At 37.2% G+C, this 15,820-nt stretch carries 17 protein-coding genes; all 17 read right to left on the bottom strand.

What is annotated here, in order from left to right:
* Positions 1-5: 5 nt before the first annotated feature.
* Complete coding sequence (gene pseG / locus N5C46_RS17460; RefSeq protein WP_261749592.1) at positions 6-1,457, bottom strand: UDP-2,4-diacetamido-2,4,6-trideoxy-beta-L-altropyranose hydrolase; 1,452 nt, start codon at positions 1,455-1,457, stop codon at positions 6-8.
* A gap of 14 nt (positions 1,458-1,471) precedes the next feature.
* Positions 1,472-2,206 (bottom strand): cytidylyltransferase domain-containing protein, encoded by a 735-nt coding sequence (locus tag N5C46_RS17455; protein WP_261749591.1) that lies wholly within the window; start codon positions 2,204-2,206, stop codon positions 1,472-1,474.
* A gap of 7 nt (positions 2,207-2,213) precedes the next feature.
* Positions 2,214-3,380 (bottom strand): UDP-4-amino-4,6-dideoxy-N-acetyl-beta-L-altrosamine transaminase, encoded by a 1,167-nt coding sequence (gene pseC / locus N5C46_RS17450; protein ID WP_261749590.1) that lies wholly within the window; start codon positions 3,378-3,380, stop codon positions 2,214-2,216.
* A 16-nt stretch (positions 3,381-3,396) separates the two neighbouring features.
* The gene (gene pseB, locus N5C46_RS17445) at positions 3,397-4,389 is read right to left on the bottom strand and encodes a UDP-N-acetylglucosamine 4,6-dehydratase (inverting) (protein WP_261749589.1); all 993 of its coding nucleotides are present in this window, start codon (positions 4,387-4,389) and stop codon (positions 3,397-3,399) included.
* A gap of 174 nt (positions 4,390-4,563) precedes the next feature.
* Entirely contained in the window at positions 4,564-6,165 is a 1,602-nt protein-coding gene (locus tag N5C46_RS17440; RefSeq protein WP_261749588.1) for a glycosyltransferase family protein, read from the bottom strand.
* Between the two features lie 17 nt (positions 6,166-6,182).
* Entirely contained in the window at positions 6,183-7,421 is a 1,239-nt protein-coding gene (locus N5C46_RS17435) for a motility associated factor glycosyltransferase family protein (RefSeq protein ID WP_261749587.1), read from the bottom strand.
* Positions 7,422-7,428: 7 nt separating this feature from the next.
* On the bottom strand, positions 7,429-7,782 hold the full coding sequence (locus N5C46_RS17430) for a DUF8042 domain-containing protein (protein ID WP_261749586.1): 354 nt from the start codon (positions 7,780-7,782) through the stop codon (positions 7,429-7,431).
* Positions 7,772-9,547 carry a motility associated factor glycosyltransferase family protein gene (locus tag N5C46_RS17425; RefSeq protein ID WP_261749585.1) on the bottom strand — a complete coding sequence of 592 codons (1,776 nt, stop codon included), beginning with the start codon at positions 9,545-9,547 and terminating at the stop codon, positions 7,772-7,774. Before N5C46_RS17425 ends, N5C46_RS17430 begins: the two co-directional genes overlap by 11 nt.
* 63 nt (positions 9,548-9,610) lie before the next feature.
* The gene (locus N5C46_RS17420; RefSeq protein ID WP_261749584.1) at positions 9,611-10,426 is read right to left on the bottom strand and encodes a flagellin N-terminal helical domain-containing protein; all 816 of its coding nucleotides are present in this window, start codon (positions 10,424-10,426) and stop codon (positions 9,611-9,613) included.
* 158 nt (positions 10,427-10,584) lie between these two features.
* On the bottom strand, positions 10,585-10,806 hold the full coding sequence (gene csrA / locus N5C46_RS17415; RefSeq protein WP_261749583.1) for a carbon storage regulator CsrA: 222 nt from the start codon (positions 10,804-10,806) through the stop codon (positions 10,585-10,587).
* A gap of 4 nt (positions 10,807-10,810) precedes the next feature.
* Positions 10,811-11,254 carry a flagellar assembly protein FliW gene (gene fliW, locus N5C46_RS17410; protein ID WP_261749582.1) on the bottom strand — a complete coding sequence of 148 codons (444 nt, stop codon included), beginning with the start codon at positions 11,252-11,254 and terminating at the stop codon, positions 10,811-10,813.
* An 18-nt stretch (positions 11,255-11,272) separates the two neighbouring features.
* Positions 11,273-11,863, bottom strand: coding sequence for a DUF6470 family protein (locus N5C46_RS17405; RefSeq protein ID WP_261749581.1), 591 nt, complete (start codon positions 11,861-11,863; stop codon positions 11,273-11,275).
* Between the two features lie 74 nt (positions 11,864-11,937).
* Positions 11,938-12,843: a flagellar hook-associated protein FlgL gene (gene flgL / locus N5C46_RS17400; protein ID WP_261749580.1), complete on the bottom strand. Its 906-nt coding sequence runs from the start codon at positions 12,841-12,843 to the stop codon at positions 11,938-11,940.
* A 14-nt stretch (positions 12,844-12,857) separates the two neighbouring features.
* Entirely contained in the window at positions 12,858-14,435 is a 1,578-nt protein-coding gene (gene flgK / locus N5C46_RS17395; RefSeq protein ID WP_261749579.1) for a flagellar hook-associated protein FlgK, read from the bottom strand.
* Between the two features lie 29 nt (positions 14,436-14,464).
* Positions 14,465-14,959, bottom strand: coding sequence for a flagellar protein FlgN (locus N5C46_RS17390; protein WP_261749578.1), 495 nt, complete (start codon positions 14,957-14,959; stop codon positions 14,465-14,467).
* A 17-nt stretch (positions 14,960-14,976) separates the two neighbouring features.
* A complete protein-coding gene (gene flgM, locus N5C46_RS17385) occupies positions 14,977-15,243 on the bottom strand; it encodes a flagellar biosynthesis anti-sigma factor FlgM (protein ID WP_261749577.1) in 267 nt (88 codons plus the stop codon).
* A gap of 113 nt (positions 15,244-15,356) precedes the next feature.
* Positions 15,357-15,773, bottom strand: coding sequence for a TIGR03826 family flagellar region protein (locus N5C46_RS17380; protein ID WP_261749576.1), 417 nt, complete (start codon positions 15,771-15,773; stop codon positions 15,357-15,359).
* Positions 15,774-15,820: the final 47 nt, after the last annotated feature.

Raw genomic sequence — 15,820 nt, 5'->3', positions numbered from 1 at the left:
CTCCTCTAATTAATTGAGTAATTATACTTTAGCATTCTATTATTACTTTCCTGTAGTATAAAGCCTGTATTTTCAAATAGCTTTCTAGATGCAATATTATCGTTTGATACATAGGCTATAATATTCTTTAATCCTGTACTTTCCTCGCAAATTAATTCCATACTCTTTTTAACAAGTACTTTACTTAACCCTTTTCCAGTAATTAATTTGCACAAGCTGATACTTATGGTTGCAGAATCATTCTCAATTTTATATCTCAATTGCCCTAAAAATTCATCTGTATTATCAGTAACCACATAAAATACATGGCTATTAGATTTCAAAATGTTTTCAAACCAGACCTTATGATTTTCCCATTCAATTTTAGCAGTATTAATCGAATATTTTCTTACATAATCCTCATTAGATAATTGGAATACATCAAAAACATCTTCATCTTTTGCTTTTCTCAAATAAAAATTATCTTTCATAAATTCTCCTGGTATTAGAGCATCAATAATTCTTTTACTACCCAATCCATCAATGACTTTACTACACTTTTCAATCAAATTAGTACGGTTACTCAATCTCATAATATTTTCGACTTCAAAAATTAACTTTTCATTAAAGAAAGGATCGTTATATTCAAGTGTTATTTCAACCAAATCGAGTTCTTTTAAAGCTAAAATATTATTATGCTGATTCTCTATAACTTTTATGGGAATAAAAGGTGTTTGCGTGGTTATCAACTCATAAATTGTCTGTCCGGCTGCGGTTATAGCAAAGTCCGATCTTAGCATAATAGACTTCATTTCTTCAGCTGTGGCATTCTCATATAATTGGATATTCTTTGTGCTAACGCTCTTTATTTTTCCAATATTTTCAAATGTATTCCCTATAACTACATTAAAAATAATATCTGAGTTATTATTTTTAAGTTGTTTTAAAATATTCGGAGTTAAATTGTGTATATCTGATCCACCTAGTGTAATTAGTACTTCTTTAATTTTGGGGTTAATATACTCTCTTTTAACTTGAATGAAGGGACTTCTCAATATAATATATTTTGGCCCAAGCAAATAGCAGTTAGTATCTTTGTTAAGATAATTAACTGCTTTTGTACTTAGAGATGGATTCACAACTATTCCTTTTGGATATTTAATTCTTGCAATATCATCAATAAATAAAGACTGCTTTGCTAGGTATGAAATAACTTGATACAACTCTTCTCCGGCTAAATATGAGTCTACGATACAATAATCATCCGGTTTTATATAGCTTTTTAAAAAGTTTTTTGATAACCAATTAATAACTTTGTATTGCTTATCCTTTATTATTTCAAATTGCTCTAAATCACCATTAATGATGAATTCAACGTCGATTTCCCTTTTTTCCAATTCATCATATAAAGAGCTGCACCTAGAGATATGTCCCAGTCCAATATGACTTCCACCTTCAGTGAATATCAGTGCCCTCATAATTTCCATCCTTATTAATTAATTTTCTTTTGTTCAATATGTGCATTGATTGTATGAAGATCTGGTTCTTCCTTAAATAGCTCAATGATATCTGGTAGGTAAAAATCATGAGCTCCTTTAAAAAGTCTGCTATAGATTTCACTTATCAGCTCAAAATCCTCTTTAGTATCTAACGTCCAGCGATATTTAGAATAATCAACTTTGTTTTTGAAATAATAGATTTTTTTGCTTTGTTCATATATGTAAGGAGTGACGTGTTCTCGATGATAGCTTTCTTTTCCGTTAATGAAAGCTTTCTCTAAAACTTCAAATGAAAAAATTTCTATATCCAACCCTCTAGGATATGTTCTTTGCGTAAGATCTGATCCAGCATTCGTTAAAAGCTCATAGGTCCCCTTTAAATAGAATTCAATTATTTCATCAATAACATTCGGATCAATTAGCGGGCAGTCTGATGTAATCCGAATAATGTTTTCAACATTATACTCTTTTGCAGCAAAATAATAACGGCTAAGGACATCATCTTCACTACCCCGATAGACCTTACTACCGCAATATATTGCTTCCGTTTCAATAATGTTGTCTCGCTCATGAGTTGTTGTTGCTATTATAATATCTTGGATTAACTTCGATTGTCTTACTCGTTCAATCACATGAGATAAAACTGTTTTTCCCTCTAATTCTTTCATGACTTTTCCTGAAAGCCTTGTTGAACCCATTCTTGCTTGGATAATAGCTGCAATTTTCATCATTACCCTACTTTCGATAATAATTTATTACTTTATTTACTGCAGAGATAACATCGTATACATCATCCATAGACATAGCAGGAAAAAGTGGTAAAGTGATAATTTCCTCATACAATTTTTCCGCCTTTGGGCAAATTCCCCTCTTGTATCCTAGTTGGGAATAATAAGGCTGTAAATGAACTGGGATATAATGTACATTCACCCCAATATTTTCGGAGAGTAATGCTTCAAAAATTTCTTTTTTTCTAACTTTTAATTTTTCTAAAGACAATTTAACTATGTAAAGGTGCCAGCTAGATTCTCCATTATTGTCTTGATATGGAATGTTTATCTCTTCTATCTCCTTAAAACCTTCGTTGTAAGCTGTAACAATTTTTCTTCTTAAGTCTATAAATTTATCAATTTTTTTCAATTGACTAGTCCCAAGCGCAGCCTGAATATCAGTCATCCGGTAATTATATCCTAAAAACTGCATCTCATAATACCAAGGTCCATGGTCTTCTTTTAGCTTTACTTTATCTCTTGTAATACCATGTGAACGGAACTGCATCAATTTCTCATAATATTCTTTGTTATCTGTAGTGATGATGCCACCTTCACCTGAAGTAATATGTTTTACCGGGTGAAAACTAAACATCGTCATATCACTTATAGAACCGACTTTTTGTCCTTTATAAGTAGCTCCAAGGGCATGTGCTGCATCTTCAATGACTACAAGATCATGTTTATCGGCAATTTCTATGATTTTATCCAAATTCACAGGCTGGCCAGTAAAATCAACTGGTATGATTGCTTTTGTCTTCGAAGTGATTTTTCTTTCAATTTCTTCAGGATCAATATTATATGTATGGGGATCAATATCAGCAAATACTGGTACGCCACCTTGATACAGCACACAATTGGAACTCGCTGCGAATGTAAGGGGAGTTGTTATTACTTCATCCCCCTCTGAAATGCCCGCAGCGAAACAAGCCCCATGTAAGGCAGCAGTTCCATTACAAAATGCTACTGCATAGGCAGAGCCAACATAATTCGCGATTGCTTCTTCAAATTTTAATACCGCAGGTCCGGTAGTGAGATAATCGCTCTTTAAGATTTTTATTACCTCTTCAATATCTTCTTGATCAATCCACTGCTTCCCATAAGGAAGATACGTTTCTCTAATTTTAGACATAATTGATTGCTCCCATTTATGAGAAGGAGTGCTGCATTCCTTCTACCAAATCTCTTAATTGTTCAACTGTCAGCCATTCCTGGTTTTGGTTGCTTACATACGTGAATCCTTCAGGCAGCGGCTTACCTCCGAGTGAGTATTCTTCTCTCCACCAAGGAAATTCTGGTTGAATGACATAGTGAGTATCATATTCCAGTGTATGGCGTGCATCATCTTCAGTGATCATCGCTTCATGTAACTTTTCTCCAGGTCGAATCCCAACAATTTGAATTTCACATTCAGGAGCGATAGCTTTTGCTAAATCCGTCACTCGCATACTAGGGATTTTCGGAATGAATATTTCTCCCCCATTCATTCTGCTGAGATTATCAATTACAAATTGAACACCTTGATCCAAAGTAAGCCAAAAACGGGTCATACGTTCATCGGTAATGGGAATTTGAACCTCGCCCTGTTCTTTAAGTTTCTTAAAGAAAGGAACAACACTACCCCTGCTGCCCACTACATTTCCATAACGAACGACAGAAAATCTAGTTTCTTTATTCCCTGCATATGAATTTCCTGCAACGAATAATTTATCAGAAGCTAATTTAGTAGCTCCATACAAGTTAATCGGACTCGCTGCTTTGTCTGTACTTAAAGCAATTACCCTCTGTACTCCCCGATCAATTGCTGCTTCAATTATGTTTTGTGCCCCATGGATATTTGTTTTTACTGCTTCAAACGGGTTGTACTCACACGCACCAACATGCTTTAAAGCTGCAGCATGTATTACTACATCCACCCCATCAAATGCTCTATATAAACGATCTTTATCCCTTACGTCTCCTATAAAAAACCTTATTCGGGAATCTGTGAATTCCTGAGCCATTTCATATTGTTTGAGTTCATCTCTACTCAAAACAATTACTTTTTTCACATCATAATCTAAAATCTTCTTTATAAACTTTTTTCCAAATGATCCAGTTCCCCCTGTGATGAGGATGCTTTTCCCAACTATTTCAAACATTTAAATCTCTCATTTCTAATGAAATTTTATAAACTTCCTCATTGTCTTTTATCGGAATTATTATCTATTTTATAAGGACTTCCCTACGATTTTAACGTGGAAATTTAAACCAGAATTAATATTACAAAAAATAAAAGCTGGCTATGCCAGCATCATAATTTATAAAAAGTCTCTCTATCTAGGATGGTCTGAAAGAATATCCATCATTTTCTTTATTCTCTCTATGTAAGTATGATACTTCGTTACTGTTTCAAATCCTTGGTATTTAATTCTTTGTCTTTCTTTATCGTTAATTAAATAATAATTAATTTGGTCTATTAAATCTTTTCTATCTCGGTAAACCACTAAATCCTTACCATCGTTAAATAATCTGGAAATGTCGTCTTTATAATTTGAAATGAGAAAACCCTTCGACCCTAATACGTCAAATACTCTCATTGGCAATCCGCTTTCAACAAAACATCTTGTAATATTAATATTTATCTTTGATCGTTTAAACACTTTGGGCATTTCCTCATAGTGTTCTACTAAACCTTTAAAAACACCATTGAACTTATTACCTTGTGTGAGCCAGCTCTCATCTCCGTAAATCCGCAGATCAAATCTTTTGTGTAATTCCCAAAGTATAGCAATGCGTTCAATATAGGTGTGATACCTTCCTAAAATAAAACCAAGTTTATCTAATGGCGAAAGAAGAGTGTGTTGAACAGTATTAATTTTATATTGTGAAACCTGTTCTATCTTATTTAACAAAGTAATGTCCAGTAATTCACTTAATATGTATTCTTCACTTTTGGATTGAATATTTAGAATTCGATTAATTTCAGAAAGAATTTCTTTTGAGAGCTTCGGTTTAATAAAAGACGAAAATTCATTATAAAGACCACTACTTCCCACAAAAGATACCTGAGTAGAGTATTTGTTTAGGTCGATAGTATTTAATACAACTCTTTCTAGCCTTTCCACGTTAGCAGCAACAGGTAAATAGAAGACTTGTCTAACTCCTGATTTTTTTAAGTGTTCAACCACTCTTTCATCGTAGACAAAATAATAACTCTTATCTCTTGAAATATTTTCAGGTTTATAAAGAGAATATGCAGGGGTATCTACTGTCCAAGAAACATAAGGGATATCTAATGTGTCACTAATTTTTGCAATTTTATCACTATAGTTTATGCTAAATATGATGTCGGGATTAATAAGTGCCACTTGTTTCTTCATCAGTTCAATACTATTCCAAGGCATTTCATGAACTTTATAATTCAATTGTTCAAACGCATCAATACAATCCTTTATGATAGTTGGGTGTTCAAAGGCACATACTACCTTCGATAAAGTTCTTTTCAAACTTGAGAAATATTTTATTACATTATTATAGTATGTTAAATTACATTGTATAAGGTTTTCATTTATTATCACTTGCACTCTATGTTGAGATGGATTAATTTGTTTATAATCAATACCAAAGTAAAAATCCACCTTGGTAGAAAATGTATTTACTTCATCTCGTTTTATTCTCAATAACTCATCTAAAAAAGCAATTTCATATTCTATAACAATAATAGGTTTTGAAGTTTGTTTACTAATTTTATCTAGTTCATATCCCATTCCCAACCCCAAGACAATATAACATTCTGCTTCAGGATCTAAAGGAATGTCTTTAATGTTCTCTTCTGGTCTATACTTTGAATACAAATACTTCCATTTTCCTTCAATTAAATATTTGCAGGTGTATTTCCCATTTTTGGCTTCTTCCACATATACCTTTTTTTGCATATTACAACTCCGAGCTATTACAATTTTAGAAATTCTCTCAGGGACATATGTTTCCATCCCTTAATAAATGCTCCACCTTCAGTACAATTACACAATTCTAATTCTTGATGAGTCCTGGCATATCTTTCAAACCATTTTAAATAAGCATATAGGTTTTTGGAGGTTTTTACCTTACCAGTCCCATAAAAATCTTTCACTTCTATGTACTTATAGTTTTCTTGAATTACTTTTTGCGCATGAGCATTTGCAGCATGTGAAAAATTCTCTGTAAATGAAAGGTCTTGTCCTACTAATCCTATGCGTTTACAACCTAATTTCACAAGCATATCCAGTAGACATGTTGCTACTGAGCCACCTGTTTCTAAGAGAATCGAATTACTCTGAGCATTTATTTCTGCTTGTTGAAAACCTTTTTGCCAAGCAATAAACCTTTGTCCCGAATAACTCTTAACTGTTAAATGATTTGCTGTACTCAAATAAACCAAAGGAATACCTGTCGTATTTATCCCCTCTAGTTGTTTAAATATATTATCTTTAGGGTCGGATATCATAATTAAATCTGGTTTGATATTCTCTGCAAGTAGTGGTATTACAGCGGTACCAACACAAATTATTTTAAATTTCCCATCAAGACTCACTCGCTTTAGCATACTTAATTGTTTTGTTAGTGAGGGGCCTGCGGATACCAAAATACAAGTATGATCATGGAAATTGAATAGTTCATTACTGATTTCTTTATCTCTTAAGGTAATGTTAAGATTAAAATTCTCTATTAAATTCCCAGACTGTTCTAAGATCGTTCTATTATATAAATGAAAAGATTCCAAAGACCTTTTCAGATCTTCGTTCTCAATAAGCTCTAAGGAAGGTTTATAGATAAAAAAGTTTTCTTTAGTTTCATTAAGCATTTGCCTTATCTCGTTAAAGATACTATTTTGGTTAAAATGCAAGACAACTTGTTCATTTAAAAGATCCTCCACAATTAACCTGTGTTCAATCAGCCAATGAACATATTTTGTGTTAAATTCAAAAACGTGAATTGTTATATCGGGATACATCTTTTTTAATTCTGCAATATGGTACCCCAAGCCTAATCCAATGACGATGATTTCATCTTGCAGTATTCTTGGGAGCCCATTGACCCATGAAGATGCTTCCTTTATTGGATTATACCTACTATGCAAATAATATTCTTTCCCGTCATGATTCACCTTAACTGTTTTGTGTCCTTTAGTTTTCACTAATTCCCAGTTCAACTTCTCTTCACTTATCCTTTTCAAGTCTCTCTAACCACTTAAGCATTGCAGGATTGATCTCATATTCGAAAATATCTGCTATTAAGACTGTATCATTAAAATGTAACCCATCTTGAATTTCAAATAGGTATTCGTTTATTTCATATGTATCTATATTCAGAGGAAAATCTACTCCTTTAATTCCATTAATAGCACTAACTACCCATTCAATTGCACTAATAACCTTTTGAATTCTGTCCATAGCTTCTGATTCTTTATCTTTTCTAAGCAATTCTGCAATAATAATAGCCTCATTTGCTACTTTCGGCAGGTATTCCTCTAGGCTCTCAATCGTTTCCAAGACTAACTCATTATGTGACATTTTTATCCCTCTTTTTTTCATTTTCACTTAATTTGTCCAGTAATTCCAATAAAAATGAATGACTAATTTTTGTAGATTCCTTAATTCCTTCAAAAAGCAAACTTGTCTTGTTATAAACTCGTTTATTACTATCTTCAAAGGATTCATTGTCTTGTTCTAAATAACTATGCTGTACTTTAAAGATAACTGGCCTCAAAATATAAAATAGAAATTCATTATGCAAGTATTCCTTCAATTCATTTTCGTATTGGGAAAGCCTTTCGTTACTAATTGTATCAAACAAGAAATTATTTTCTTTGATTTCAGCTAATATTGTATTAACTTCATCAGTAAGGTGTATTATCTCCTCATGAATACACAATAACTCTTCAACTTCAATTCTAAATTGGTTCCATTCTTCATTAGAACGTTCATTTATATCTGGAAGTGCATCAATCAAAGTGGTTTTTTTTGAAACCTTACAATAACTATCTAAAAACTGTTTAAAAGGGACCTGCTGAAATCCGCTAATTTTCACTCCACCTTCAGTACAATTGAATAGCCGATGTTTCTGACCACCAACCATGTTTACATATTGCTCAAATCCCTTTTGCATACCATTAAACACATAATCCGTTAAAACCTTTTCTCCATTGTAACCTTCCGTGTAATACATTTTTCTTTGTTTTTCTTTTTCTTTATCAATACCGTATTTTCCTTTATTCCCAGAAGCATGGGTTTGATTGTTTGTATATGCGAGATCCTGTCCGATTAATGCAACGGGAGCAGTAGTTAACTTCATTGCAATATCCAAGGAAAAATTGGCTACTGAATGACCAGTTTGGATAAATCCATTTTCTCGCTGAAGTAATTTATTTGTCCATTTATTCATGAGTGTATGATCCGAAATGTTAAATGTAAACTGTTTTCCATTATGAAGGGCAGGGATTTTTTTATGAACAATGAGCGGATATGCCATAGGAATATGAGAAATGTCAATATCTTCAAAATGAGTATAGTTTGGTTCACCGCCATCTACTGTTACGACAAGATTAGGTGTAATACCTTCATTTAACAATGAATTAATAGTAGATCCAGCGCAAATGAGAAATACTTTATCGCAATTCACCTTTAATAATGGAAGTTGTTTAGTTAAAGAGGGGCCACCTGAAGCAATCACAATCGGGCAATTCAGCTTCCCTGTTAAATCTTCAATATTGTGGGAGGTGAATGCAGAATATAAATTTGAAGTATAGTTTTCTTGCCATTTCTGAGAAAATATGTGGCGAGTATTATTATTGATAACTTCCATCAGGAGCTGATCTTTGGAAATTTCTAAGCATTTTTTATATAGAGCCGGATACAACTTTTGATAATTGGGTGTTTCAATTATTGTAAACCTACCCATGTACTCTTGAAATCCTGAGTTCAAGAGAGATTCGAATAAAGTTAAATCCTTGCCTAAGCAAATGCTAACATTAGGACAAGAAGTAATAGAGAGTTTATTAAATTTGAAAGCTAGCTCATATACCTCTTCATCAGGCTCAATTATTATTAACCTATCAGATTCGCTCATTTTTTCAATAATAGAATCTGCTAAATATCCAAGTCCAATACCAAACAAAATATGTAAATGATTCTTTTTATATGAAGAGTTCACTATTTTCTTAGCTTCTTCTATAGGGGCATATTTGCTGTGAACCAGTAAACTGTTAATTCTCAAACTTTTTATACCACTTTTACTATCGAGTGTTTCAATTTTATACTTCTCTTGTACTAAAACCATTTACATGCATCCTTTTAAAAAGGCAACCAATAAATTGGTTGCCTTATTGAATATTTAAGCTAATTAACGAAGTAACTGTAAAACCCCTTGAGGTTGTTGGTTTGCTTGAGCAAGCATCGCTTGAGCAGCTTGTGAAAGAATTGAGTTTTTCGTTTGTGCCATCATCTCTTGGGCCATATCCACATCACGGATTCGAGATTCTGCCGCCGTTAAGTTTTCAGAGCCCGTATTAAGGTTATTGATAGTATGTTCTAAACGATTTTGAACTGCACCAAACTTCGATCTCATAGTGGAAACAGATTCAATTGCATCATTAATGTTCGAAATAGCAGTATTTGCAGCTCCATTACTACCAACAGTAATTGCGCCTGCAGTTAAACCTAAAGCCGTTGCACTCATTGTAGTAATAGAAAGTGCAATGACTTGTCCTGAATTTGCACCAACTTGGAAGTTATATGTTCCTGAAGCTTTAATAAGCTTTTGAGTATTAAATTCAGTTTCATCAGAAATACGAGTGATTTCTGCTTTCAATTCTGTTAACTCATCTGAAATTGATACACGGTCAGCAGTCACATTAGTGTCATTAGACGCTTGAACCGCTAGTTCTCTCATACGTTGTAAAATAGAGTGTGTTTCGCTTAGTGCACCCTCTGCAGTTTGAATTAGCGAGATTCCATCCTGGGCATTTCGAGAAGCTTGTTCTAACCCTCGAATTTGTCCACGCATTTTTTCTGAAATAGATAACCCTGCTGCGTCATCCCCAGCTTTGTTAATACGAAGACCGGATGATAATTTCTCCATAGACTTAGACTGTGCATTTGAAGCACTATTCAACTGACGGTAAGTATTCAACGCAGCAATATTATGATTAATTCTCATAACAATAATTTCCTCCTTGAAAGTAAGTCCACATCCTTGTGAACCATATCATTTTATTAGTTTGCAACGAGTCACAAAGGTCGGCCGCCCTTCTCCTCATTACCTACAATACTAATATCGGACGTTTCTACTAGTGTTTAATAGTTTGAGAAAAATAATTAATCATTTTTTGGCAAAAGGGTAAAGAGGTTGTCGATTCCTTTGGAAGCTTCGGTGTTTTCTTCCTGGATAGAGAGATAAACTTCTTTTCTATGAATATCCACGTTCTTTGGTGCGTTGATTCCCAATTTTACCTGATCCCCTTTTACAGAAATAACCGTTAGCTCGATGTCATCCCCAATCTGAATACTCTCTCCAGTTTTCCTGGTCAGTACTAACATTCCCTCATCCCTTCTTTCCTGCAGGCTGAGCAAAGATCAGGTGATTGGTTTGGTAATCTGTGTTGGTTAGAATGACTTGTTTGCCTTTACGATTTGCCAGATTGATAATGATTGGAGCTTGTAGATTTGCTGTTGATTCATGGAGTGTTTCGCGAACAGTTAGAATAGAAAGGACCTGCACTTCTTTTTCAGAAGGATTATCCAGTAATTCTACACTCGCCTTATCCAATTCAAAGTCATATTCTTTAAAGAACATAAATGGATCCGTTACGACAAACCCAAGCTCAGGAGTTTTCACCGATTGCAATATATGAAACCACTCATTCTCCGGAAAAGGCAATAATACAAACTGCTTCTCTTCCCCAAACCCGGGGATCCCGTGTTCAAATGTCAGAACATCTTCTGACTTCACTTCTATTTCTCCATGATATTTCGTATTAATTTTCATCCGCTTCATTCCTTCATTCTATATTTCTTGTTCGTAGTTGATCCCTACATGCTTCAAATTCGCAAAATCAATTTGCAAGTCGGCGTAGCGCTTCAAGCTGACATCCACGTTGGCAGGTGTATACTGGATGTTCGGCTTTTGTGGACGAGAATTGTTGATCACCCTTTGTGGTTCAACATCCACTTTTACGCTTCCGGGAGTGTATCCAATTTTGACGCTCCCTGCCGAAGGAATCCATCCTATGTTGAACTCATACATTTGATCTTCACTGTTCCGCTTCGCCTGAGCGGCGATTGCATTACCGCCGTTCTCGATCATCATCAGCTCGTCCCCGTCCTGGGCTACCCGGGCAAGTCCCGTCAGCCAGTCTTCGTAGCCTTGTTGAGAAAATTCTTCAATCCTGCGGCGCGCCGATTTCAAGTCCATATCGGCCCTTGCCTCGGTTTGATCGATGGTCAGCTTGGAGGGCGTCCGTTCAATCTCCATCTTTGCAAGCGGTTGCTGGATATCCAGTACTGCCGGTGGTTGTTCGATGTCCATCCGCCCTGGAGTCGTCCGGATGCTCAGGGCTGCTGATGTGGACTGCAATCTTATTTGTGGAACGTTCACACATACTCACCTCCATGTAAAAAGGGACGGACCCTAAGGTGACGAAACACCTTAAAGGGTCAGTCCCCTTGCTTTTATCGTAGAAAATCCATTAATGTCGGCTGAATGATTCTGGCACCGACGCTGAGTGCCGCTCTGTGGACACTTTCCTGGGTTTTCAAATCTGTGATGACGCGTTCGATGTCGGCATCCTCGTTATCTGAAAGAATTCGATTGGCCGTTACTTCCTGCTGGGACAGCCGGTCGTCGACCATTTCAAGCCGATTGTACCTGGCACCGAGTTCAGAACGTTCTGCTGATAATGTGCTCATGACGCTATCTAACTCCCCAAGCTCGCCATCAAGAGCAGAAACGTCTCCAGATTCCAATGCCTTTTGGATGTTGTGTACTGTATCAAATAATTTCTGATTAAAGACCTTACTTGGATTAACGTTGGCTTTTAAAGAAACGCCTTGTGACACCTCTACGGGATAAGCATCGATGGCATTGCTGCCTAAATTGTCAGCAACCTGCGGGGCACTTCCGTCTGCGGGTTTCCCATCCTTGATCGGTGAATTACCAACATCCGTTCCATGAAAAATATATCTCCCTGCCACTTTCGTTTCAGCAACACTGACAAGGTCATTTTTAATTTGCTCTATTTCAACAGCAACTGCCTTCCGATCTTCCGGGCTTAACGTTCCATTTTTCCCTTGAAGCGTCAACTCCCGAACACGCTGTAAACCTTGATTTGCCTGATCGATTCCGGACTCCGAGTTTTCCATCCATAGGTAAAGCTCAGAAAGATTCCTCTTATACTGTTCAATCCCAGTCAGGTTCGAACGATAAAACATCCCTTTCATCGCAACAACGGGATCATCCGAAGGCTTCGTGATTTTCTTTCCTGTCGCCAACTGGTCCTGCAATTGCCCCATTCGTCCATAGGAAGAACTGAGGTTTCTCATCGAGTTCGCTGTCAGCATACTTTGTGTTACACGCATATTATTTCACCTACCTATCTTCCAACGGTCCCCATGCCGTTGATGATTTTATCGAGCATTTCGTCCTGCAGTGTGATCATTCTGGCAGAGGCGTTGTAAGCATGCTGGAATTTGATCATGTCCGTCATTTCTTCGTCCAGCGAGACTCCACTTACTGACATCCGACGTTCGTCCACTGCGCCTCTTAGTACATCAGAGTTGCTAGCGAGGCGGACAGATTCTTGTGATTCTACGGCCATTTTTCCGATCACGGATTCATAATGACTTTGGAATGAGGCTTCTTTTTCACCGTAAGGCAGTTTAGTCGTAGTGATGATGTCGGCAAGTGCGAGAACGTTTGATGCGTCTCCGAGGGTCGGATTATCTGCACCTGCTGTCGCGATGTTATCAAGGTTGCTCATTTCATCGGCTACCTGCATTCTTTGGGCGAATCCTTCTTTTGAAACACCATCCAGATCTACTGATGCATTCTTTGCATCCTGGAAGAACTTCGGTGTATCCGGAGTATCAGTGTCAGGATTGAAGTTTGGATCGTTCATCTGCTCAGGTGTGAATCCTTGTTGATGTTGGTCATTGAATGCTTTGGCGAATTCATACGCCATGCTGTCCAGTTCATCTAGCATACTAATGTATGAGCCTTCTGCTTCACCGTCATTATTTTTATATCCGTATGTATCAACAAGGGCTCTCAACTTTCCTTCGCCTTGTGATAAGAAGGCTTTTATATCAAGTATTTGCTGACCAATTGAGACGGAATCCACCGAACTTTGTGGCCCATCATAGGTAAGCTTAAGTTCATTGACTCCACCTTGCCCGACCAGATTGACGGCCAGGTTTCCATCCTTACCAACCAATGTGACAGTGACCGCACCTTCTGCAATCGGCGACGACGCTCCCCCATTGGACTGGTAACTTGTTTGGATGGAAACATGCTGTGAAAGTTCATCAATCAAGCGGTCACGCTCATCGTATAGATCATTTGGAAGATAGCCATGTGGTTCAACATCGGCTATTTGTTTATTGATGTTATCGATTTGTCTGGACAGGGAATTGATTTGCTTTTCAGAGACAGACAGCTCATTTTTCAGATCGCCTCTGACACTAGTTAGAGATGACGATAAGTAGTTGAATGTTTCTGCAACCGCTTTTCCTCTTTCGACGACGACTGATCGTGCACCTGAGTTGGAAGGGTTAACGGCTAGATCTTGAAGGGACTGCCAGAACATATCCATCGTTTTTGATAAGCCAGAATCGGATGGTTCGTTCATGACTTCTTCCATCTTCTTCATCGCTTCCATTTTTGTTTCCCAGTAGCCTAGCTTTTGGTTTTCGCCTCTGTACTGCATGTCCAGGAATGAATCACGCACACGTTGAATCGAACCGGCTTCGACTCCCGTTCCGATTTGGCCTGGGATTTGCGGACGGTTCATGGCTGGGGAAGGATAAGGTGTCGTTTGTTCAAAGTTGACTCGTTGACGGGTATATCCAGGGGTATTGGCGTTGGAGATGTTGTGGCCGGTTGTATAAAGGGCGCCCTGCTGGGTGTACATGCCTCGTTTTGCCGTTTCCAGGCCCATAAAAGTGGATCGCATGGTGTTGCCTCCGTTTCAATTAGTAAGTGCTATGCTTTCGAATCAAAGATGGATCGACTTGTTTGTGCTTTCTTTTCACCGTTCGGTCGTGAATAATTGGATTGTTCCGGCTGCGGTTGCGTCATGGATAGATTCATATTCACGAATTGAAGAGATTGATAGACAAGCTTTTGATTTAGCTCGTTTTGATCTTTCAATTCTCCGATGATACCGAGCAGTTTTCCCTGCCAATGGGCAAGCGTTTCTTGGTCTTGGGGTGCGCTGTGCTCGATACAGTGAGATATCGTTGGTGCCTCGTTGAAAGGCACTCCCCGTGATTGAAGATAGTGGCTGGATTCCCGCTGTCGCTCAGCTTCCACCGTATTGATGGCGGCCAAATGCTTCTGCTCATCCATCAATACACGATCAAGTTCACTCATATCACCTTTTTTGATGACATCCGTTTTACTAACTGAAAGACCGAACAAACTTTTGTGCAGCTTATATAGTTTTTCAAGAGTTGCGATTAGATTGGTTGCTGACATGTTTGTTCGCTCCTTCTTTATTGTCCGTTATAAAAATTCTTTAATCCTTTAGCAATGGCTTTCGGATCGATGGTGTAGTTCCCGCTCTGAACCTGATCTTTTAGAGACTCTACTCGCGCCTGGCGTTCTTTGCCGAGTTTGGAAACCTCCTGCATCTCTTTGGCAGCAGAAGAAATTTCGATTTTGTCTGCTGCCGGTTTGCCCGCTTTCCCGATCTCATCCATTTTGTTCTGGTTGCGTTTGTAAGGATTGATGTTCTGATTTCCGATAGAGTTAATCTTCATCATTTTCCCTCGCTTTCTTCACGTACATGGTTTCTACCTAGTATATCGGATGGAAACAGGTTTTGTTTAGTGTCAAGGACTGGTTAGTTCTTCCTGAATTCCATTCCTTACGACTAGTTCTTATCTCTCATCGTGTAATAGGTTCTCTGACCCGATTCCTGGGATTTTTTCTTCCATTCCTGTTCCGTTTCAAATTTTTTCAGATCACTGGCAAGTTCAGAAGAACAATCACCGCAAATCCGTCCCGTCCCAATAATCTTTCCACATTTATCACAAGGATAACCCATATTGGGAAATTGCCTCGTCTGGATACGGCCTTTTTTCACCCATTTATATAGAAGTTCCTCGTCTACTCCCGTCACTTCAATGACCCGATCCATGGTCGCCGCGCGGTTCTCCCGCTTCTTCAAAAATTGGTAGACGGTCTCATACATGTTCTCTTCTTCTCTATAACACTTGTCACACACATCACGGAATTTATTTTGCATAAAAATCGCGTTGCAGCGTGGACAGTTGATGACTTCTGACATAATGTTTCCCTCCCGGTCAAGTTTCTCTTATCCCTTATATCGGCAGA

Source organism: Rossellomorea vietnamensis (assembly GCF_025398035.1).
Taxonomy (GTDB): domain Bacteria; phylum Bacillota; class Bacilli; order Bacillales; family Bacillaceae_B; genus Rossellomorea; species Rossellomorea vietnamensis_B.
This window is presented reverse-complemented; position numbering and strand designations above follow the sequence as displayed.

Bases quoted from the DNA above. Each gene is read 5' to 3' on its own strand.
- pseG (WP_261749592.1), bottom strand. From the start codon at position 1,457: ATGAGGGCACTGATATTCACTGAAGGTGGAAGTCATATTGGACTGGGA.
- N5C46_RS17455 (WP_261749591.1), bottom strand. From the start codon at position 2,206: ATGAAAATTGCAGCTATTATCCAAGCAAGAATGGGTTCAACAAGGCTT.
- pseC (WP_261749590.1), bottom strand. From the start codon at position 3,380: ATGTCTAAAATTAGAGAAACGTATCTTCCTTATGGGAAGCAGTGGATT.
- pseB (WP_261749589.1), bottom strand. From the start codon at position 4,389: ATGTTTGAAATAGTTGGGAAAAGCATCCTCATCACAGGGGGAACTGGA.
- N5C46_RS17440 (WP_261749588.1), bottom strand. From the start codon at position 6,165: ATGCAAAAAAAGGTATATGTGGAAGAAGCCAAAAATGGGAAATACACC.
- N5C46_RS17430 (WP_261749586.1), bottom strand. From the start codon at position 7,782: ATGTCACATAATGAGTTAGTCTTGGAAACGATTGAGAGCCTAGAGGAA.
- N5C46_RS17425 (WP_261749585.1), bottom strand. From the start codon at position 9,547: ATGGTTTTAGTACAAGAGAAGTATAAAATTGAAACACTCGATAGTAAA.
- N5C46_RS17420 (WP_261749584.1), bottom strand. From the start codon at position 10,426: ATGAGAATTAATCATAATATTGCTGCGTTGAATACTTACCGTCAGTTG.
- csrA (WP_261749583.1), bottom strand. From the start codon at position 10,806: ATGTTAGTACTGACCAGGAAAACTGGAGAGAGTATTCAGATTGGGGAT.
- fliW (WP_261749582.1), bottom strand. From the start codon at position 11,254: ATGAAAATTAATACGAAATATCATGGAGAAATAGAAGTGAAGTCAGAA.
- flgL (WP_261749580.1), bottom strand. From the start codon at position 12,843: ATGCGTGTAACACAAAGTATGCTGACAGCGAACTCGATGAGAAACCTC.
- flgK (WP_261749579.1), bottom strand. From the start codon at position 14,435: ATGCGATCCACTTTTATGGGCCTGGAAACGGCAAAACGAGGCATGTAC.
- N5C46_RS17390 (WP_261749578.1), bottom strand. From the start codon at position 14,959: ATGTCAGCAACCAATCTAATCGCAACTCTTGAAAAACTATATAAGCTG.
- flgM (WP_261749577.1), bottom strand. From the start codon at position 15,243: ATGAAGATTAACTCTATCGGAAATCAGAACATCAATCCTTACAAACGC.
- N5C46_RS17380 (WP_261749576.1), bottom strand. From the start codon at position 15,773: ATGTCAGAAGTCATCAACTGTCCACGCTGCAACGCGATTTTTATGCAA.